The sequence below is a fragment of the Okeania sp. SIO2F5 genome (assembly GCF_010692685.1).
Classification (GTDB): domain Bacteria; phylum Cyanobacteriota; class Cyanobacteriia; order Cyanobacteriales; family Microcoleaceae; genus Okeania; species Okeania hirsuta.
This window is the reverse complement of sequence record NZ_JAAHGU010000067.1, coordinates 1-21,033: the sequence shown is the minus strand read 5'-3', so window position 1 is coordinate 21,033 and position 21,033 is coordinate 1. Positions and strand designations below refer to the sequence as shown.

The 21,033-nt window shown below is 32.3% G+C and carries 15 protein-coding genes; 9 read left to right on the top strand and 6 right to left on the bottom strand.

The window, feature by feature from the left end:
• The first annotated feature begins 488 nt into the window (after positions 1 to 488).
• Positions 489 to 899 carry a nuclease A inhibitor family protein gene (locus tag F6K27_RS19700; protein ID WP_161564376.1) on the top strand — a complete coding sequence of 137 codons (411 nt, stop codon included), beginning with the start codon at positions 489 to 491 and terminating at the stop codon, positions 897 to 899.
• Positions 900 to 1,155: 256 nt separating this feature from the next.
• On the opposite strand, the gene F6K27_RS19695 is transcribed toward F6K27_RS19700, so the two are convergent.
• On the bottom strand, positions 1,156 to 1,965 hold the full coding sequence (locus F6K27_RS19695; protein WP_287278908.1) for a DNA/RNA non-specific endonuclease: 810 nt from the start codon (positions 1,963 to 1,965) through the stop codon (positions 1,156 to 1,158).
• 1,105 nt (positions 1,966 to 3,070) lie between these two features.
• The gene (locus tag F6K27_RS19690; protein WP_287278907.1) at positions 3,071 to 3,919 is read right to left on the bottom strand and encodes a RimK family alpha-L-glutamate ligase; all 849 of its coding nucleotides are present in this window, start codon (positions 3,917 to 3,919) and stop codon (positions 3,071 to 3,073) included.
• Here F6K27_RS19690 and F6K27_RS19685 point away from each other — a divergent pair.
• The gene (locus tag F6K27_RS19685; RefSeq protein ID WP_287278906.1) at positions 3,906 to 4,064 is read left to right on the top strand and encodes a hypothetical protein; all 159 of its coding nucleotides are present in this window, start codon (positions 3,906 to 3,908) and stop codon (positions 4,062 to 4,064) included. The genes F6K27_RS19690 and F6K27_RS19685 overlap by 14 nt on opposite strands.
• A 338-nt stretch (positions 4,065 to 4,402) precedes the next feature.
• Here F6K27_RS19685 and sfsA read toward each other — a convergent pair whose 3' ends face one another.
• Complete coding sequence (sfsA, locus tag F6K27_RS19680; RefSeq protein WP_287278905.1) at positions 4,403 to 5,134, bottom strand: DNA/RNA nuclease SfsA; 732 nt, start codon at positions 5,132 to 5,134, stop codon at positions 4,403 to 4,405.
• Positions 5,135 to 5,301: 167 nt separating this feature from the next.
• On the opposite strand from sfsA, the gene F6K27_RS19675 reads away from it, so the two are divergent.
• Both F6K27_RS19675 and F6K27_RS19670 read left to right on the top strand, forming a co-directional pair.
• Positions 5,302 to 6,144, top strand: a complete 843-nt coding sequence (locus F6K27_RS19675) for a sulfotransferase (protein ID WP_287278904.1) — start codon at positions 5,302 to 5,304, stop codon at positions 6,142 to 6,144.
• A gap of 176 nt (positions 6,145 to 6,320) precedes the next feature.
• Positions 6,321 to 6,461, top strand: a complete 141-nt coding sequence (locus F6K27_RS19670) for a hypothetical protein (protein ID WP_287278903.1) — start codon at positions 6,321 to 6,323, stop codon at positions 6,459 to 6,461.
• A gap of 166 nt (positions 6,462 to 6,627) precedes the next feature.
• On the opposite strand, the gene F6K27_RS19665 is transcribed toward F6K27_RS19670, so the two are convergent.
• A complete protein-coding gene (locus tag F6K27_RS19665) occupies positions 6,628 to 7,182 on the bottom strand; it encodes a hypothetical protein (RefSeq protein WP_287284288.1) in 555 nt (184 codons plus the stop codon).
• 972 nt (positions 7,183 to 8,154) lie between these two features.
• On the opposite strand from F6K27_RS19665, the gene murJ reads away from it, so the two are divergent.
• Together murJ and F6K27_RS19655 are read left to right on the top strand one after the other, a co-directional pair.
• Positions 8,155 to 9,774: a murein biosynthesis integral membrane protein MurJ gene (gene murJ / locus F6K27_RS19660; RefSeq protein WP_287278919.1), complete on the top strand. Its 1,620-nt coding sequence runs from the start codon at positions 8,155 to 8,157 to the stop codon at positions 9,772 to 9,774.
• A 1,897-nt stretch (positions 9,775 to 11,671) separates the two neighbouring features.
• On the top strand, positions 11,672 to 12,397 hold the full coding sequence (locus tag F6K27_RS19655) for a hypothetical protein (protein ID WP_287277629.1): 726 nt from the start codon (positions 11,672 to 11,674) through the stop codon (positions 12,395 to 12,397).
• A gap of 341 nt (positions 12,398 to 12,738) precedes the next feature.
• Here F6K27_RS19655 and F6K27_RS19650 read toward each other — a convergent pair whose 3' ends face one another.
• Complete coding sequence (locus F6K27_RS19650; RefSeq protein ID WP_287284294.1) at positions 12,739 to 14,166, bottom strand: DUF4403 family protein; 1,428 nt, start codon at positions 14,164 to 14,166, stop codon at positions 12,739 to 12,741.
• 1,113 nt (positions 14,167 to 15,279) lie between these two features.
• On the opposite strand from F6K27_RS19650, the gene F6K27_RS19645 reads away from it, so the two are divergent.
• Positions 15,280 to 16,875 carry a DUF6492 family protein gene (locus F6K27_RS19645; RefSeq protein ID WP_287277626.1) on the top strand — a complete coding sequence of 532 codons (1,596 nt, stop codon included), beginning with the start codon at positions 15,280 to 15,282 and terminating at the stop codon, positions 16,873 to 16,875.
• A gap of 166 nt (positions 16,876 to 17,041) precedes the next feature.
• On the opposite strand, the gene F6K27_RS19640 is transcribed toward F6K27_RS19645, so the two are convergent.
• Positions 17,042 to 18,199, bottom strand: a complete 1,158-nt coding sequence (locus F6K27_RS19640) for an MFS transporter (RefSeq protein ID WP_287277625.1) — start codon at positions 18,197 to 18,199, stop codon at positions 17,042 to 17,044.
• 50 nt (positions 18,200 to 18,249) lie between these two features.
• On the opposite strand from F6K27_RS19640, the gene F6K27_RS19635 reads away from it, so the two are divergent.
• A complete protein-coding gene (locus F6K27_RS19635) occupies positions 18,250 to 18,420 on the top strand; it encodes a hypothetical protein (RefSeq protein ID WP_287277623.1) in 171 nt (56 codons plus the stop codon).
• Between the two features lie 529 nt (positions 18,421 to 18,949).
• The gene (locus F6K27_RS19630) at positions 18,950 to 20,062 is read left to right on the top strand and encodes a pyridoxal phosphate-dependent aminotransferase (protein ID WP_287277621.1); all 1,113 of its coding nucleotides are present in this window, start codon (positions 18,950 to 18,952) and stop codon (positions 20,060 to 20,062) included.
• The last annotated feature ends 971 nt before the right edge of the window (positions 20,063 to 21,033 follow it).

Below are 21,033 nucleotides of genomic sequence, written 5' to 3'. Positions count from 1 at the left end.
TATAATTAATTGTACTTAATTACTTATCACGCCAAGTTGAATAATTGAGCATAAGGGAAAGGAAGCTAAAGTAAGAATAAGACAGGATAAGTTTTTTTTCACGCCAGGAAAACGGAGTTTTATCGTGCTATTAAGCTTACTGATAACTGATAACTGAAATGACATGGGAAATTATAGTACGGTTAATTTTACTTGTGACCATAATTAACTGTAAGAGTTGGCTTTAACAGTATTGAAAGTTGCTGATGATTATGATGATAAAATTGTGGAAAGTTGGGGAGGTAAACGAGGATTAGATATTTCACCTCAATAGTCTATAAATTTATTAGTAATTTTAGTATTAATTACCGAATAATTAATAATTAAATAATTCTGGTTTAAAGCCGACCCTTTGAAGGGAAAAAAAAGAAATAATATTTCCTTATATTCAATTCCGTAACGGTTTTAACCAGAGGCAATTATCAATTATCCATTATCAATTAATGAAAATGACTTTAACTAATTTAGAAATTTTTGAGCAATTAGATGAACTGGTAAAAGATTTACTATGGATGAGTGAATCTGATTATCCTTTTGAAGTTTTTATTTGGGAATTTGGAGAGGGAATTTCATTAAATAATGAAATTGTTTTGAAAATTACTAAACATTCTTTAGAGACTACAGTTAAAGTAATAGAATTTGAAGTTTTTTTTAGATTGGTAATTAGAGAAAAAGATTGGCATAACGCAGAAGAATATGAAGTGGTAAGGAAATATCAAAAACTTGTCAGTATGATGAAACAATATTTGAGTGATTTAAAGGTTTATAAGGTGGGTGAGGTGAGAAAAGATGTTTATATAGTTGGTAAGACAAATACAGGAGATTATGCAGGTATAGCTACAGTTTCTATTGAAACTTGAATAGGGAAATATTTTTACCATTTTTGTTTATTCCCTGTTGCCTTCTTTAGTTTAACAACTTATCTGGAAACTATATAATATATACTTGAAAATTTTGGTAGTGGTAAAGTAATAATTTTACAGCTTACCTCCTGACAATGGAAAGGATTCATTAATCAATATCCTTACATATTTAGGACTACCAAATTTTTTAATTTACAACCTACAACCTACTAGCTTATTCAAGTCAATTTTGAACCTATTAATTTTAACTTATCTACTGCCGATCAACTCTACTTTCAATTACATCTTGAATTTCTTTAGGAACTTTTGAAAGAAAATCATAACCAGTCTCAGTTTCAATTTTATCCACTGAAACTCGGTAAGCTTTCCAGTCATTTCTAATCCGATTTGAATTAGGCATATCCACTGTAATTACTCTAGTATTTTTATCAACTCCCCTCAAACCAGAACCAGGTTTTACCACTACTATAATTTTCCATGTACGACTAGGAATAGTTACTTTACCTTCGGCAATAGTTGCTTTTTTTCTGTATCCTCCAGCAATAATATAAAGTTCATTTCCTTGTTGTACAAGTTCACGAGAATATTGTTCTAATCCCCGCCAAGTTTCACGATTATTATCTGGACTCTGAGGAATTATATTTGTCATTAAAAATGTGGCTGAATTATCTTCTTCATTAGCAGTACGATCTGCGGAAGGAATTAAATGTCCTCGGTCATAACCAGTATTTCGATAATCACTAGGTCTGACCTGATACCAGTCTTCAGGTAAACTATCATCAGGGCGAAAATCATCCTGTCTTTCTACATTTCCTAACCAAGATTTATTCAGTTGCCAACTTACCCAATTTGCTGTTCCTTTATCCCGGTTATATGACAATACATATTGAGTTTTTTCTAGTAAATAATTATCTGTATTTTCAATATAAGTTGTGGCATTACTTGGATTTCCTAGAGTTATATGAACTTTAGGAGAAGGTTTTAACAGTAGAGAACATCCACTGGCAAGTGTAAGTACAAGTATTATGATTAAAGTAGTAAGTTTTTTTGATGAAATTAACATTTGTTTGGTCGATCGATAAAAAGTTTTTTTCTGAAGTATAGAATAGCAATCTTAATTTGAGTTTTGAGATATTCTAGACTTTTAAGGAATAGATAATATGGGGATATAAAAAACTGCAGCAATCAAATTGTCGTGAATTATTTTGGATTATCATAGTCTTATTAAAAGTAAAAATATGACTTATTTAGAGTTAAAATTATTATTGTCTAATTAAAACTGGAAGTAATGAATCTAGAAAAAGCAATAGCTAAGAAGTAAGCAGACAAATCTATTCTATTAAAAAAATCACCAACTGAAGCCAGATGCTGGAAATACTGAAGTTTACTTTTTTATCCCCTTGAAAGTGGAGACTCTATTTTTTGGTCGTAGAGGAATTGTATGAAAAATCTCTACATTGCTGTTAATTAATGTTATACCAATTTGATAAATATTATCTACAAATAAATGGGTTATTTTTGAGGAGTTAGGTAGGGGAGGTGTTGGATTGGCGACGTACATAATGAATAGTTTTTATACCATTTATTAGGTCGGAATTTATCTTTTTTGTCCAAGGTAAATCTCCGATAAAGTCTTTTAATTGCCCCTATTATTCGTAACATTCTTTTTTCATGCTTGGTATTACTTGATATTAGGCGATCGGATAAATATTTAAATTAAAATATTATTTTACTATGGCAAGGGTTGGTAATAAAAGAAAATAATTCATAACTTTGTTAATCTTAAATATCTCCAGGAGGCAAAAGCAATAGTATCTTAATTTGGGGCGTTGCTGAAGCGCGTGTATGATATTAACCTTAATTACTTAGGAGTCAACCCATCCCTAACCCCTCCCAGGAGGGGGAGAACCGAGTCAGGAGTCAGGAGGGAAGAAAGAAGAAGAAAGAGGAATAGAAGGAGAGACGTTGCATATTTGTGGGATGAATTGTATGCTTGGACAAAAAATAAGTATGAAGTATTAAGGATGAGATTTTCCTGTTCAAAAAAGATTCATCCCTTGATTCAGCAACGCCTAATTTGGAAGTATCAATTTAGGAAAACTAGGGTTTGTCGCAAATCTCAAAAATTAACTCTTAAATTTTGAATGTAGCTAAAAATTACTAAACTATTATTTGGAGTAATGTGATTGGGAGAATATTAATAGTAGTGTTTTTCTGTACCATTCTATTGCTAATTCTTCCCCGCAGTCTCTAACTAAATAATCAAATCCTGGTTCAGAGTTCGCTTCAATTAACCAGAGTTTATTATTTGTATCTAGAGCTATATCTAATCCCGTATATTTTAATTCACAATTTTGAAATATGGGTTTACAGAAATATTGTATTTGTTCTAAAAAATCTATATCCAATATAATCTTAGCTTTTGCTCCTTCCCAATGTAGTCTACTTAAATTTCCGACAAATTTTGCTCCAGTAATACTCTTCTCATATACACAATGTAAATCACCTTCTAGAAACAAAGCTCTAAATTCTTTCTGAATATGAATATATTCTTGACTAATAGCAATATAATCGTATTTGTAATTGCTTAAATCATAAATTGTATCAAGGGAGTTTATGACTTTACTTCTATCATTACACTTAAATACATTTCTTCCCTTTGAGCCTTTGTTTTTTTTCAATACAACAGGATAGTCAAAGTTTTGCTCAATATTATTTGCTATTTCTTCTACATTAGAATCTTTCACATAACTAGAATATAACTCATTACAATTAGGATTTAAGTAACCCTTAGTTTTGGGAATATTGATATGGGGTTTAAAATATTGATAAAAGTATTCTTTGTCACGACATAAATGAGTAACTGATGATGAGTTTAGTGGTGTTGCCCAATTCACAAATACATGAGATTTACCTTGATTTTTGACAACTACTAAATTTCCAGATTCATGTAGAATTTCATATTCATAGCCTAGATGATTACAGGCTTTAATCAACATTGAAATGTTTTGGTTCATAATTGAAGAAGGAAGAAGGAAGAAGGAAGAGGGAAGAGGGAAGAAGGAAGAAGGAAGAAGGCTGAAAAGAAAATTACTTATCGATAGTCAACGACCGGCCACTTGCTGTCTACAAACCCCAAACGATTTTAAGCATTTTTGTTAACAACTGATAACTGATAACTGATAATTTATATAGCGTTTCTCAAATTAGTGAGATAAAGTTGTTTTTCTTTTTTTCTATCCCCTGTTTCTCGAATTACCGAATAATTAAGGTTTAAAGGAGAGGGTTTAAAGGAGAAACAAGAAAAAATTTTCCTTTTAGTCAATCCTATCCATTTTCAAGGAGAGGTAATAATTAATTATTAATTATTAATTGAATACTCCCTAAAACAAAGGAATTTTTACCTCACCAATATGATAATTGCTATAACTGATAACTAAAATGACGCTGGGGTATTAAACGCAAAATAAAAGATAAATTAATTAATCAATACAAAAAACCTAATTAAGAAATTCTGCCATACCTAAATAGCGAATTTCTTGGGGAGTAACTTCAAATCTACAGGGCAAAATTTCTACCCCTTCTTTAACAGCTTCTCTCAAGAGTTCACCATAACCAGGATCAGCAATATCTCCAGGGGAAAACTGATAACAATCTCCACGATTTATAAAAAATAAACATACTGCTCTTTCCCCTTTTTTAACTACTTCAATTAATTCTCGTAAATGCTTTTGCCCTCTTTCTGTAACTGTATCTGGAAATAAAGCAATTCGTTGATTTGCCCAAGTCGTATTTTTTACCTCAAGATAAATATTTTGACTATCGCTAATTAACTTAAAATCTACCCTACTTTTTTTGTCTTTTCCATAAACAACTTCTGGTTTAACTTCACAATAATCTCCCAATTCAGGAAATAAGTATTCTGCCAAAGCTAACTTAATAACTCGATTAGGTAAAGCCGTATTAATTCCTACCCAAGTCGGTTCATTATCTGTTACTTGAATTAATTCCCAAGTATAAGCCAACTTTCGTTTAGGGTTATTACTATGAGAAACCATCACAGGACTACCAGGGTTAGAAACTCCAGTCATCGGGCCTGTATTTGCACAGTGAGCAGTAATAATTTCCCCAGATTTTAACTCTATATCTGCCAGAAATCTTTTATAACGTTTAATCAAAATCCCAGGCTCAAGAGTAGGATAATTATAGGAGAATTTGGGTGGATTATTCATAATTATTTGACAAGAAACGATGTGACTTTTAAATTAGTTGAAAAAAAGTTGATTAAAATCGAACTGTCAAATTACTTCGAAAATAAAACCAATAGGTTATTGACAATATTTCTTAGACTTGAGTAAAATAATAATTATAGACTTTGATGATTTTTTATAAGTTTAACATGACTTTAACACAAACAATTGGTCAATTGCTAAAAAATCCTACTCGCCTACCTAAAAATGTTATCTGGCGTTTTCCTAAATCAAAATCTCATCAAAGACATATATTTGTTTTTGGCGCTCCTAGAACTGGAACTACTCTCATGAAATTAATATTAGGAGTACATCCAAATTTAACCGGTCCTGGTTATGAAACAGGTATATTTATGTATAAAGAATTATTTAGTATACCATTTTCTGAAATTACTAAATCAGAAATAGAAGATATTCAGAAACAATCGCAAGATATTGTAGATTATTTTGACAGATTGGCTGAATGTACTTTAAAAAAAGTTGGCGGAACAAGATTTATTGAAAAAACACCACCCCATGTATTGAGAATAGATTTTTTAGCTAAATATTTTCCTAATGCACAATTTATCAATATGTATCGGGATGGTCGAGATTGTTATTGTTCAGCTCGTAATCATGTAAATGTAGTTCAAGGAAAAAGCATTGAAAGATATGCTAAATATTGGAAAAAGTGTGTAGATGCTAGGCTAAATCAAGGAAATAATCCAAATATTTTAGATGTTAAGTATGAAGAATTAACCTTAGATCCAGAAACAGTAATTAAGCAAACCATGAATTTTCTAGAAGAAGATTATCATCCTAGCCAATTAGATCCAAATCAATATTCTCAAAATACAATTACTAACAGCAAAAGACCAGAATTTGCTCAATTATCTAAACCAATTAATAGTTCCAGAATAAATAGATATAAACAAGAATTAACTTCAGAGCAAATAGATAAGTTTAATCAAATTGCCGGAAATCAACTCAAGCAAATTGGATATGAAGTTTAATCTCAAGAAAATTCAGCTAATGCAGGAACAATATTTTTCCCAAAAAATATGTTCCTTTTCTGATTACAATCTTCAAGATAGAATTGAGTTAATTGTTATTCACTAATACCAATTCCCAAAAATAATTCTATACTTCATTAAGACTTCAGTTATTAAGCGATAATAATGGTTCAGTAATGTTTGTAACGATTCTTGGCATTGATCTAAGATATGTTATGTCTTTGAACCCTACTCCCTACTCCCTACTCCCTACTCCCTACTCCCAAGGAGATGTAGCAAGACTTTTGATATCTGGTATAAAACATTGGTCAAGTTAGTCTTAAAAATAATATTTTTTCAAATTAATTGAAATACCTGAGATTAGAAGCTAAAGAAGGATAAGACAGGAGAAAGTTTTTTTTTCACGTCAGCAAAACGGAGTTTTATCGTGCTATTAAGCTGACATAGGACATGATAGTATAATTAATTTACTTGTGACTATAATTAACTGTAAGAGTTGGCTTTAGTACCACCTAACTTCCCTCCGTCAACCTTAGTATCTAATTTATAATTATTAGGAAATAAAATTTTAGCTATAGCTTTAGCAGTTCTTTCTTCTCGCCAATGCCAGTGATTATCATGCCCTTTTTCTCGAATATGAATTATACCCTCATCTATAAGATTAGAAATTTCATCAAAATTAGAAAAGGTCGAACCGATTTTTTCCGGCCAATTAACTTGATGTTTAATAACAGGATAATCAGAAGCAATAATATAGCATCCACAAGAAGCTGCATCACTAATTACTCCACTGGTTCGGTAGTAATAACGGTCTTTTTCATAATGAATTACTAAAATATCTATTTCCGTTAAAATTTGGATATAGTTTTCTTGTTTAGTAGTGTCATAAAGAGTGACATTCAGTTCATCTAAATATTTTGGTTTTTGACGAAAAGGTGTTCCAATTACCAGTTCGCATTTATGCTCTGAAGACTTAATATATTCTTGTAATTTATCGATTGCCTGAATAATTGGTTTATCTCGACGAATCATTCCCACAACACCAATTTTAATCAGAACATTAGAGGATAATCTTTCTCCGGGTAAAAATTTAGGTTTAGCTTCACTGGTATAACTGGAGAAATATTATAGGAATGAGATTATATTAACTCTATCTCCAAACAAATCTCAGATTGTTTTTATCAATCAACTTTTAGAGAGTTGAGTTTCTCTTTCTAACCTTACTAACCTTAAATTTTTCCCGTTCTCAAATTAAGTTGAAAGTTCGTTCAGTTAGAAAAACATCAGATAATTGAAGTAAAGTTTGCTTGGGAAAGTTCTTTAACCTCATCGAGTTTACTTATAATTTTTTCGTGCAAACTTTGTCTTTTATCGATTAATTTATGGACTAATTCCACTAGATAATTTTGATTGGGAACGAATAGTTTTTTCGGTTCAATAAATAAAGGTTCAAGATTAAGAAGAAACGTTTAAAAGCAGAATAAAAATTGACAAACAATATCCAAGCGTTAATATTTTTAATAATCCATAAACCAATTAAATTATCACTAATCATTCAGCAAACCAATTAAATTATCACTCATCATTCAGCTTAAGCACAATTAGTTATCAGCAAATAATGAATAATTCCTTCTAAAGTTAAAAGAGCTTAATTTGCCAGTTATAGTCATTTAAAATAATAATCAAACAGTTTTTTAGCTGAAACCCTTTAACAGCAAGAAACATTCGTCTCAATCTCAACTAAAATGACGATACTTTTAATTCTCTCTCAATTTCAAAAGTTGCTTTTATTTCCTTCTATCAGTTATTAATGATAGCTAATAGCTAATAGCTGAATTCTTATGATTGTCAGTTAAATACTCATAAACTATTTTGATAATTTGCTATATTTTTTTCATCATTCAATTAACTCCTAAATAAAAAGCAGCAAAAAAAACAAATCTCCGGTTCCCTATCCCTGAATACTGAATCGTGATTAAACTTATTGAAGCAACATCACTATTTGTAGTCGTGTCTAAATCAGAATCACAAAAATCTTCTCGTTCCCTAGCAGGAATAGCAGGTATCGTAGCAATAGCCACATTAATCAGTAAAATATTTGGCCTAGTACGTCAACAGGCGATCGCCGCCGCCTTCGGAGTAGGTGCAGCAGTGGATGCCTATAATTACGCTTACGTTATCCCTGGCTTTTTATTAGTCCTATTAGGAGGAATTAATGGACCATTTCATAGTGCCATAGTCAGTGTCTTGGCAAAACGGGATAACTCAGAAGCAGCACCACTAATAGAAACCATCACAACTTTAGTCGGTGGAGTCCTATTATTAGTAACAATTGGTCTGATTATTTTTGCCCATTCATTAATTGACCTGGTAGCACCAGGTTTAAGCCAAACAACAACAGGTCTAGAAATTCGAGCGATCGCCATCCAACAATTCCAAATTATGGCCCCAATGGCTTTACTAGCAGGATTAATAGGTATTGGTTTTGGTGCTCTTAATGCTGCGGATATGTATTGGTTACCTTCTATTAGTCCGTTATTTTCTAGTGTGGCTTTATTAGGAGGAATTTTTATCTTAGTTTTGCAATTAGGAGAAAAAATTATTGAACCAAAATATGCCATGATGGGAGGCTTAGTTTTAGCTTGGGGTACTCTTATTGGAGCTATATTACAATGGTTAATTCAGGTTCCCGCATTGTGGCGATCTGGTTTAGGAAAATTACGATTAAGATTTAATTTCCGACACCCAGGAGTACAAGAAATTACTAAAGTAATGATACCTGCAACTTTGTCTTCGGGAATGTTACATATTAATGTTTATACAGATTTATTTTTTGCTTCTTATATTCCTCAAGCTGCTGCTTCTTTAGGTTATTCTGGTTTATTGGTACAGACTCCTTTGGGAATTATTTCTAATGTTATTTTAGTTCCTTTTTTACCAATATTTTCTCGATTAGCTGCACCGGAAAATTGGCAAGATTTAAAATATCGAATTCGTCAAGCTTTGGTATTAACAGGAATTACCATGTTGCCTTTAAGTGCAATTATGGTGATGTTAGCTTTGCCGATTGTGAGGGTAGTTTATGAACGTTTTGCTTTTGATTTATCAGCTTCAAAATTTGTCGCTTCTGTCTTAACAGCTTATGCAGTAGGAATGTTTGTTTATTTGGGAAGAGATGTTTTAGTCAGAGTTTTTTATGCTTTGGGAGATGGAGAAACTCCTTTTAAGATTAGTGTGATTAATATTTTTCTGAATGCTCTGTTAGATTATTTGTTAATTAATGCTTTTGGTGCTCCTGGTTTGGTATTGGCAACGGTGGGAGTAAATTTAATTTCAATGGTAATTTTTCTATTGTTATTAGATAGGAAACTAGGAGGTTTACCTTGGGGAGAATGGTTAAGACCTTTTACTGGTTTAATTGCTGGAACTTTGGCAACTGGTTTGGTTTGTTGGGGTGCGCTTTGGGGGAGTCAATTAGTGTTGGGAAGTGAGGGATTTTTTGTCCAGTTATTAGAGCTTGGTTTGGCAAGTTTTTCGGGGTTAGTTATTTTTGGTTTGATAGTAATGAAAATGAATTTGCCAGAGGTTGATATTTTTGTTAGTCGAATTAGACAGAAATTGGGAATTTGAGTTGACATCCTCCTAGCTTTTATCTTTTTTTCTCCACTAACAAAGCGATCGCCAGTTCAACTACTACCCGTAAGTCACAAGTCAAAAGCTAAAGGTATTTTTAACTAAGTTTTTCCGACAGAAACCTTAAATAGGTAGTGCTATGTATCGCATTAAGAAAAAGGTTGATATTTTTATTCCTTTGTGACTACTACATCTATATAGATATATAGGTCAAAAGTAGTTTTGATAATTTACCCTTTGGTTAGTGCTTCAGAAAATGAAATTAGCTATACGCAATAGTCGGAAATTCAGAACAACCCTCAGACTTGGAGTGCTTCAGGAAATAAAATCAGCTATTTCTCTATACGCAATAGTGGGAAATTCACAACTCCCCTCTGAGTCTGAGTGCTTCAGAGAATGAAATTACTATCTCTCTATAGAACCCATTTGAGATCTATATAATTATGGTAGTCAAGTCTTTTCGCGCATTAATTTTGAGGAAAATTCAGTTGAAGGAGTGTTGAATTTTTTGTATTATCTCTCCCCAAATCTTCCCTCTTAACCTTTTCTCTCTTACCTTCTGTCTCCTGTCTCCAGTATAGCTGTCTCCTAGTCAAAAAAACTTGATATTTATATGAAGATACGGTTAGGGGTTCTATAGGCAATAGTCAGAAATTCACCACTCACCTCTGAGGCGGAACTTTTCATTTCCTGAAGCTCATATTTACTAGAGGCAATAGTCGGAAATTTCACAACTCCCCTCTGAGTCTTTAGTGCTTAAGAAAATGAAATTAGCTATTTCTCTATACGCAATAGTCAGAAAATTCACAACTCCCCTCTGAGTCTGAGTGCTTCAGGAAATGAAACTATGATTTCTCTATACGCAATAGTCGGAAATTTACAACCACTCTCTGAGGCGGAATTTTTCATTTCCGAAAGCTCCTATTTCCCATAGGCAATAGTCAAAAATTCACAACTCCCCTCTGAGTCTGAGTGCTTCAGAGAATAAAATGATTATTTCCCCATCCACAATAGTCATAAATATACAACACACCTCTGAGTTTAGTGCTTCAGGAAATGAAACTACTATTTCTCTATACGCAATAAATAGTCAAAAATTCACAACTCCCCTCTGAGGTGAAGTGTGCTTCAGAGAATGAAATGATTATTTCCCCATCCACAATAGTCATAAATTTCACAACCAACTTCTGAGGTGAAGTCTTTAGAAAATAAAACTACTATCTCTCCATACGCAATAGTCATAAATTTCACAACCAACCTCTGATGTGAGTGCTTTAGGAAATGAAACTACTATTTCTCATAGGCAATAGTCATAAATTTCACAACTACTCTCCAAGGCGGAATTTTTCATTTCCTGAAGCTTCAATTTGCCATAGGCAATAGTCAAAAATTCAGAACTAACCTCAGAGGCTGAGTGCTTCAGAGAATGAAAAGACTATTTCCCCATCCGCAATAGTAGAAAAGTTGAGAATAACAAGACAGAAAAACCTTAAACTATCCTTTTTCATTCAAGAGGAACTAGAAAAGACACCAAAATATCCTCAACACAATATTTTTCAATGGCCTAGAATGACTATATATGAGCACACCTTTTCCATCATATCTTTTATACTATATAAAGTTTTTTTTGTCAAGTAACTTCTATGTATCAGCCGTCATAATAAGCAGGGAGTAGTAAGTCAGTCTTCAACTCTACTTCCGACTCCCATTCTCAATTCCCGACACCCTTATTCAAATTTGATTTACTACCATATCCACAAAAATCAACAACTCAGCCAACAATCATCAAGGAAATTAAATAAAATTGCACAACTATTTCCCCTCCTAAATACTGACTCCTAAAATCTAGAATTTGTTATGATGCCAATAGTTAAATATCAAATCAAAACTAGATATGAACACACAAATTCGTGGATATTTAGAAAATATTACATTAGGGATAATCGCTGGTATCTTAACTAATTTTATTACAGCTTCAATAGTTAACTATTTTCAAACAGGTGCAGTAGCAATTAAACAATATAAAACCATTAGTACAGTAATTGTTGTATTAGTTACCCCAATATTTTTCAACTATTTCTTGCAGAAGCTAAATATCAGTTTTAGTAAAATAGCATTAGTAAGTTGGATATCTATAACAATGTTATTAGAAGGCATTTTATTTAGTGTGATTCCAACTAAAGAAATCAATATTAACCAACAAGATGTGGGACTCTATCCAAAATACTCAAAATACTTTGAGGGAGTCGATCTAAAGAGAACCCCTTATAACAAAGTTTGGACACTAGATGATGCAAAAATTGGAATTACTAAGGATAAATTACATATATTACTCAAAGTAGAATGGGAAAAAAGAGAAAAAATGAAAGGTCTAAAAAGAAACTATCAAGGGGATATTTATTATCAAATGGATATATCTGATAGTCTGCTTACAGGACAAACTGAAATGAAAACAAAAATAAGTAGTTATTCCTTTCGACCAGGAGCAGGAATTTTATCTTACATAATAGGATTTATTGATACGGGATATCTGATTAAAACAACAAATGATTTTACCTCCGACATAGAAGAAATTGTTAGAGAAAATAGAATTGTAGAAGAGATCAAAGAGCGTAGATAGAAATAAAAGTTGAGGTAAGCATTCAGCGGTAAACTCTCAGCTATAAGGTATTAACTTATTACTTTTGAAACAGGAATTAATATTGAAACTTTTACTTTGAGAGCGGTTCTCATATTAATGAAATAAAGTATTTTTTCTTTCCTATTGGTACTTAGATATTTTCTGGCAGAAAAAATACCTGAATTTCAGTTTAGGTAAGGGAATTACTTCAATAAACTAAAAATAGCTAGAACTTTTGCTAATTAATGATTCATGCCTTTTTGACATCAAAACATCTACTTGTCTATATTTGAGCCTATTTTTTACTTCTTTTTTGTGTAATTCCCACTATTCCCTACTCTCTACTCCTTACTCCCTAAATTTAAAAGAGCAGACATATTTCCATCTGCTACTAAAACAAGAAAAATATCATTATTTGTCACAACAACCTTTTCAAAATCAATTGTTTTAACTTCAATATTTGCATCAATTTCAGAAGGCAACTTTATCTTCTGGATATATTCATTAGCCTCATCTTTAGCTCGAATTAATTCTTGGTCTAAAGGGAAGGAAAGACGTTCTTCAATTTGCTCAAGTAAAACAGGTTTCAAAAGCGAATCTGCTGTTGATAATAAAGTATTTTTTGTATCAACATCATAATCCAGTTCAACCACTTTCAGATTATTAGACTCTTTATCATAAAAAATCTTACCCCAAAGATATAATATTCCTTTTGCTCCCTGAAGCAAACTGTCTTTATCAGTCTTAAAATCAACCTTAACAAGAATTTTTTCACCTGATGCAGATAAATTAATTTCATTAACAATGAGTTTCAGATTTTCATCAACAGACAAAGACTTACCCCTAACTTTAGATTGAAGAGTATTATTCAATTCATCAAGGGAAACTTGCACAGGTAAATTTATTAAAAACTTATCTATTATCTGCTCTTGAATAGTAAGATTAGGCAACGGTTTAAAATTAATAACAGGAGCTTCTTTACATATACAAGTATCGACAAACATCTTAATAGCAATTCCAGATTTAACATTTGCACCATCACTCAAATTAAACTCTTTGAAACTAATACTTTGTGGTTCAGTTTTAATCCAAATTGAAGGGTCTTGATTTATTTTTTCTGACAAATGCAAATTATTCCATTGTTTTGTTACTTCTGCTTTTAAGTTTAACTTTTTAACAATTTCTGCGATTAATTTAGGCTTCTCTTTATTAATAGCTTTATCCACCTGTTTTTTCAGAATACTACGAATACTAATAGTACCAATATTTTTTATTGGTACTTCTGCTTTAGTTAAATTAGTCGATACATTTAGATTCGGTTGAATATTCCATTCATTATCTATTCCTAAAAAAAGATCGCCAAAAATTGTACCTGCAATATTTGTCTCCACACTAACTGGTATCTCAAAAAGACGTAAATTAACTTCACCTTTTACTCTTGCAGTTCCTAATATTGGTACTGAAAAAGTTATCAGATTATTTTGAGTACCAATACTTAATTCTTTGCGATTAATTTCGTAGGTAAGATTATCATTAGAGAGCAAATCTGTAGGATCAGCTTCTGTACCCACAAATGTCTGAGGAATATTCAGATTCAATGCTTTCTCAATATCAGTCAAAGGAATTTTTACAGGTAGATTTAATATACTTTCACTACGCTCAGGTTGAAATGTATTAGCTGATGTCAACTCCGGCAGTTTAGGTTGAATATTTATTCCCTTAAAAGCTGCTCTCGAAGAAAAAATAATAACAATTAGCACGAATATCATTAAAATAAAAAATTTTATTACTCGTGGAATAGAGGATATTTTCATTGATTTTATTTGTATAAACTTAAAATATTGAAACTTTGCTTCCCCCCTCAAGTAAATAAGCCGTGGGGTAAACATTCAGTCGTCAGCTATCAGCTATCAGTTATGAGTTATTAACTCATATCTTGGAAGGACAAATTAGTCTCCAAAGAGTGAAATATAAATGAAATTGATCGTTAGCTAACCTTAGTAAGTTATACTAAATGAATGCATAGATAATTACAGTAAAATGATGACAAAACAGTTAGTAAATTTGCTGAAAACGTCGGAAAAAGAATCAAATTATCCCTTGATAAAAAACAATTTATTATAGTTTAATAATTATTTTTAGTCAATCATGGAACTGTTTTAATCTCAGAAAAAATAAATATTATAAATTCTTACCTCCTGAGTTCTGAGTTCCCCTCCTGGGAGGGGGAGGGGCGAGGGGTGGGTTGACTCCTAAAAACAAAGCCACTATAGCAATATTTTATGAAATTAGTATTATTATTACGTTCCAAAGCTGAATGCGAGCGCATTCCCTAGGAAAAGCTAAAACTAATATCTGAATGCTTACGCCGTGGGTTTGACAAATTAGAAAAATATAAGCATAATTTTTCCCATTTCCTACTCTCTTTTCCCCCTTTGTTTACTGTAACTATATTCTTTTAGTTCGCAATAAAATCACAAATAAAAATAGATTAACAATCAAGATTTAGCCATCAGCTAGACTCTTACATAGGAACCGCGTTATCAGCTATAAGCTATGAATTATTAACTCATTATCCAGGAAATAGGAATTAGTCTCCAAGAAGTTAAATATGAATCAAATTGATCCTTAGCTAACCTTAGTAAGTTATTACGTTCAAAAGCTGTTTGCGAAGGCATGATCCAGGAAAAGCTGAATGCTAATAGCTGTTTGCGCAGCAGTCCGCAGGAAATGCTTACGATTAACATTTGACAAAACAGAATTTTTATGAATAGAATATTATCCTTCCTGGTTAAATACTCACTAAGAATCAAAGGTATTCTGAGTGGAAAAACTCAGCAAGTCAACTTATCTGAAGTATGTAGAGAAAATTGTCTAAAATTATGTCAAAAGAAACATTCGATTTTGTTATCCCCCTTTACAAAGTGCGTTGGAATACCCAAGCTGTTATAGAAGGAATTACTCACCACTACAAACCTCGAACTATCCACATAATAGCTCCAGAAAGTGAGGCACAATTACTAGAACAAAAAGCTAAAGAATGGCAAGTTACTTCACTTTATACCCACAAGGAAGAATACTTTTTTCAAAATAATGGTCTTACAAAAGAAGCAATTTGTTCAGAACTTGATTTAGGTAAATCACTTTATAATCCTGGTTGGTTTTATCAGCAGTTATTAAAACTTGGTGCTGATGAAGGTATTGATAACCTAAGCGAATGGTTTGTTGCTTGGGATAGCGACCTACTTCCTGTTAATACTTGGCAACTCATAAGTAGTCATCAAGAAACTACACAACACAAATTTGCACTTCTGCAACACAATCAATATGGTAATCCTCATATTGTATCAAAATGGGCTAAATGGATTACCTCGGTACTTGGGGTTGAGTCACTTACAGACCATGAAGGTACATTTATTCCCCATCATATGTGGTTCAAGCAAGAACATCTAAAATCATTTAAAAACCAATTAAAAAGCTATTTTCAATCAGACGAAAACTGGTTATTATTGATGATGCGCTCTGCTAATCAATTTGAAACCTTTAGTGAATATTGGTCTTACATTTCATGGGTAGCAGCAAAAGCTCCTGCTGACCTAGCTTTTTATCCATACGAAAATTACGGAGCTACAACTGAGCGATTTTTTGATGATGGTACTGGTCTATTTTCTGCTGCACTGAGAAGTTATCAGTCGAGAATATTTTCCACTGAAATTAATAGTTACCAATCAATAGTATCTAATCCAGCTATCTTTTCTCCTTCATATATAGATATAGAATCTTTTATTCGAGAAAAATACGAACCAGATGCGCTTCCCTCCTCTTTATCTTTTGAAAGTAGTCCGCGACATCTCAAGAAAGATAGAAAAAATACCCATATTGAAGAGCAACGTTCTCAATGGAACCCACGCAAATTTGAATCTGACCTCTGCCTAAATTTAGGCTGCGGAGCGAGACATCTAGATGGTTATATCAATGTAGACAAGTTTGGAGATCCTGACATTAGATTAGATTTAGAAACATTTCCTTGGCCGTGGAAAAATAATAGCGTGGCAGAAATTGAAATGAGTCATGTATTAGAACATCTTGGACAGCAGACAGAAATCTATCTTAAAATTATTCAGGAAATATATAGAATATGTAAACCAGGGGCAAAGGTGCATATCAAAGTTCCCCACCATCGCCACGATAACCTCCTACATGACCCTACTCATGTACGTCCAATTACTCCCTATGGTTTAAGTATGTTTTCTCAAAAACTAAACAAAGAGCGACAGGAAAAAGGATATCCTACTACGCCACTGGGTATATATTTGGGTGTGAATTTTGATTTGATAGAAGTTCGCTATATTCCTAGTCAACTTTGGTATGAACATGAAAAAGATCGGATTGATGATACAGAATATCTTCTGCAACAAAGTTCTCTATACAATAATCTTGTCCAAGAGTTAGACATGACATTAGTGGCAATAAAATAGTGAAGGAAAAAGGAATCCTTTCTAGCTCCTAATTCCTAGTCCTGTAAAATCATACTTTATATTCAGCAACGCCCATTTTTTTGTCTCTCTCTACTTATGAGAAATATTGGCACATTAATTGTCTTAATATCAAAGATTTGTAGAGGTTGCCCTAGAATAACAGGAACTAGAATTTTTTTCTCCAGTATTGCTGAGGAATTAACAAACCAACTGCAAAAATTAAAATTAATCCTTCCAAAGCAAATATTAAACTTATTCCCATTTTTTCAATCAGACTACCAGTAAAAGTAAAGCCAAGAATTCCTCCTGCTCGGAGTGCAGTTCTAAACAAAGAAATACCTCTTCCCAAAAAATCTGGAGCAACTAAATCTGTTATTAGAGCAGAACTAGGACCTAAAGCAACATAAGACAAAAAAGATATTCCACAAGCAGCTAAATAAAATTGCCATAGAGATACTGCACTGGCAAGAGAAAAAACACCCAATGCACCTATTAAATAACAAGAAATTAATATTGGTTTGTGACCAAATTTATCGCTCATCCAACCACTGAGAGGGGAAAATAAAAAAGAAATACTAGCACTGAAACCCATCACAAAAGAAATATGTCTCAACAGAAAACCTTGCTGGTTCATAGCCAAAGAAATACCTAAATTACCCCCAAAAGAAACCGACCCCATTATAACAGTAGCTATCAGCATTAATAAAAATTCTTTCGACCATTTTTTTGTTGACTGTTCAGTTCTTTTCTCTGACAAGAAAGTATTAGAGACAGGTTTATCCTCCAAAAATAATTCCGATAAAGCAAAAAAGCAGGAAAACAAACAAACAAATTTAAACATAGTCGAATAACCCCATAGATCGGCAATAGGACCAAATGTTAAACCTGCTAATAAACCAGCCAAAGCTGCTACAACAGAAAATATGCCAAATACTTTTCCTCTTTCCTCTGGGTGACTAAATAAACCTACTAGGGTAATATTAAGATTAATACCAATACCGAGATAAAAACACCAAACAATAGCTGTCAAAGTAGCTAGTTGCCAAATATTATTCACTTGACCTATTAACCAGATAGCCGGAATACTAACTACCGTACTAGCAATAAGCAAAATTTTTTTATTTCCCAGTTTATCTCCTAACCAACCACCCAAAAAATTCCCAGTAATTAAAGCAATTTGCAAAAAAGACATATAGTAACCTACTAATTGGGAATTAGCATCTAAATATATTGCATATATTGGTAATAAAGGAGATAAACCTCTAGCTACCATAGCTACCGAAAGTCGATGAAAACCAAGAGCTAACATTTGTTTTTTCTTCATCTTAAAGCTATAAAATTGAGCATTTTTTTTGACTATCTAAAAGTTGACTTATGGAGGTCGTTCAAATGAAAACTCAAGATTCTTCTTGGTATTGCATAGTAGATGGCATAGTATATCCTAAACTTGTTACCCAAGAAAAAGTAAATACTATGCTGACTCGCTTCAAAACCAGAAATGAAGATATTTTTTTTATTTGTTATATAAAATCTGGCAATATTTAGCTAAAGCAGATTCTTTTACTTTTAAATTATCAAGGTAATCAACCTAATTTATATGAAATACAAAAAATTGTGTAAATACACGAATCACCACATCTCCCTATCAATATTTGGTAGCAAACATTAACGTACAACTTCTTTTATAAAAAAACTTTAATGAGGTAGCGATCGCCTAAATTGTTTCAGTAATTAGTTAATTATAAGTCATTGAGTCACTCCCCCTTAGAATATCAAATAATTTTGATTCATCTTAAATACTTAAATATAAGGTTTCTCAAGTTACTTAGGCAGAGTTTTTTTCTTCTTTGGTATTCTCAACGAACCAGAATTACTACTCCCTACTTCGTACTCCCGTTGGATACAACCTCCCTACTTACTCCCTAAAAATTACGAATTTTGTACCTCACTCTTCGTGGGAATTGCTATATTTTAAAATACCTCATAAATCATTAGGTAATTGCTATATAACTAATCGTAGTAAAGTAACTAATTACTGTAGTAAAATTATCTATAAAATATCATCTATTTAACTATGAACTTTGCAACAAGAATGGATGGATTAGGTGGCGATGCTGCAATTGAAGTTTTTACTAAGGCAAAAGAGTTAGAATCTCAAGGTCGAAATATTATTCATTTAGAAATAGGTCAACCTGATTTTAAGACTCCTCAAAATATTCGTGAAGTTGCTTTCCAAGCTATGAATGATGGTTATACAACTTATACTCCAGCAGCAGGTTTATTAGAGTTAAAAGAAGTAATAGCAGAACATATTTCTCAAACTCGAAATATATCAGTTAATTCTGATGAAGTAGTAGTAATGCCAGGGGCAAAACCAGTTATATTTTTCACTCTTTTAGCATTAATAAATCCTGGAGATGAGGTTATTTATCCGAACCCTGGATTTCCTGTTTATGAATCAGTCATTAATTTAGTGGGAGGGAAACCTATTCCATTACCTTTATTGGAAGAATTATACTTTCAATTTAGTATTGATAATTTAGCTAATTCTATTTCTGAGAAGACAAAATTACTAATTCTGAATTCTCCTCATAATCCAACTGGAAGTGTATTAACTCCCGAATATTTAGAAGCTATAGCTGAACTAGCAGTTAAACATAATTTTTATATCCTCTCTGACGAAATTTACTCCCACTTAATCTACGATTCAAAATTTACCAGTATCATTAGTTTTCCTGGTATGAAAGAACGCACAATTTTATTAGATGGGCATTCAAAAACTTATGCTATGACTGGTTGGCGTTTAGGTTATTCTGTTTCTCCCAAAGCAATAGCAGAAAAATTAGATCAGTTGATGTTAAATTCTAATTCTTGTGCTTGTTCATTTACTCAAATAGCTGGCATAGAAGCTATCAAAAATTCTCAGGAATTTGTCAAGGAAATGTTCGCCGAATTTAAACAAAGACGTGATGTTATTGTGGAGGGTTTAAATTCTATTCCAGGTATTAATTGTCGAAAACCAGCAGGTGCTTTTTATACTTTTCCCAATGTGAAGCAACTGCCGATAAGTTGCGAAAAACTGGCAGATTATTTATTAGCTGAAGCAGGAGTCGCCTTATTACCAGGAACTGCCTATGGAAAATTTGGAGATGGATATTTAAGATTATATACCCGCAAATTCCATTGAAAATATTCGCGAAGGTATTAGTCAGATAAAAATAGCGATCGCTAAACTATAGCTATCCTCTTTTAGTTGTAAATTTTTCTGTTAAATTTCTCTAGGAATGAAAGAAATTTTACCCATATTTATTCCAGCAAAACTTTGTCATTCTCAGATTTTGCCATCGGAGAAATTCTTGGGATGAAAATCTGATTCTTTGTTTGACTGGTTATTTTGGTTTTTGGTTACTCAAGCTAACCTATGAATGCTGGAAAATAATATATCCATAAGTTGTCAAAAACTGGTAGATTATTTGTTACCTGAAATTGGAGTTGCCTTATTACCCAGAACTGCCTATGGAAAATTTGGAGATGGATATTTAAGATTATATACCCGCAAATTCTATTGAAAATATTCGCGAAGGTATTAGTCGGATAAAAAAAGCGATCGCTAAACTTCTGATTCTTTGTTTGACTGGTTATGTTGGTTTTTGGTTACTCAAACTAACCTATGAATGCTGGAAAATAATATATCCATAAGTTGTCAAAAACTGGCAGATTATTTGTTACCTGAAATTGGAGTTGCCTTATTACCCAGAACTGCCTATGGAAAATTTGGAGATGGATATTTAAGATTATATACCCGCAAATTCTATTGAAAATATTCGCGAAGGTATTAGTCGGATAAAAAAAGCGATCGCCAAACTATAACCTAATAAGGAAGAAGAAAGAAGAAAGAAAAAAGAAGGGATAAACAGGGTTTGCTGAAAAAGTATTTTTAAGAAGTAGGGGAGAAATTTTTTTGCCCTACTCTTACCTTTTATACTAACTTTTTGAGCGTTTTCGACTCTTTATACCATTTTGAAAAAAGAATGTTACGAATAGTAAGGGTGATAAAAATATTTTACAGGAGATGTCCCTTTGACCAAAAAGATGATTTACGAACTAAAAAATGGTATTGAAGCAATTCCCATGCGACTCCTGACTCCTGACTCCTGA

Bases quoted from the DNA above. Each gene is read 5' to 3' on its own strand.
- F6K27_RS19700 (WP_161564376.1), top strand. From the start codon at position 489: ATGACTTTAACTAATTTAGAAATTTTTGAGCAATTAGATGAACTGGTA.
- F6K27_RS19695 (WP_287278908.1), bottom strand. From the start codon at position 1,965: ATGTTAATTTCATCAAAAAAACTTACTACTTTAATCATAATACTTGTA.
- F6K27_RS19685 (WP_287278906.1), top strand. From the start codon at position 3,906: ATGTTTTGGTTCATAATTGAAGAAGGAAGAAGGAAGAAGGAAGAGGGA.
- F6K27_RS19690 (WP_287278907.1), bottom strand. From the start codon at position 3,919: ATGAACCAAAACATTTCAATGTTGATTAAAGCCTGTAATCATCTAGGC.
- sfsA (WP_287278905.1), bottom strand. From the start codon at position 5,134: ATGAATAATCCACCCAAATTCTCCTATAATTATCCTACTCTTGAGCCT.
- F6K27_RS19675 (WP_287278904.1), top strand. From the start codon at position 5,302: ATGACTTTAACACAAACAATTGGTCAATTGCTAAAAAATCCTACTCGC.
- F6K27_RS19670 (WP_287278903.1), top strand. From the start codon at position 6,321: ATGTTTGTAACGATTCTTGGCATTGATCTAAGATATGTTATGTCTTTG.
- F6K27_RS19655 (WP_287277629.1), top strand. From the start codon at position 11,672: ATGAACACACAAATTCGTGGATATTTAGAAAATATTACATTAGGGATA.
- F6K27_RS19650 (WP_287284294.1), bottom strand. From the start codon at position 14,166: ATGATATTCGTGCTAATTGTTATTATTTTTTCTTCGAGAGCAGCTTTT.
- F6K27_RS19645 (WP_287277626.1), top strand. From the start codon at position 15,280: ATGTCAAAAGAAACATTCGATTTTGTTATCCCCCTTTACAAAGTGCGT.
- F6K27_RS19640 (WP_287277625.1), bottom strand. From the start codon at position 18,199: ATGAAGAAAAAACAAATGTTAGCTCTTGGTTTTCATCGACTTTCGGTA.
- F6K27_RS19635 (WP_287277623.1), top strand. From the start codon at position 18,250: ATGGAGGTCGTTCAAATGAAAACTCAAGATTCTTCTTGGTATTGCATA.
- F6K27_RS19630 (WP_287277621.1), top strand. From the start codon at position 18,950: ATGAACTTTGCAACAAGAATGGATGGATTAGGTGGCGATGCTGCAATT.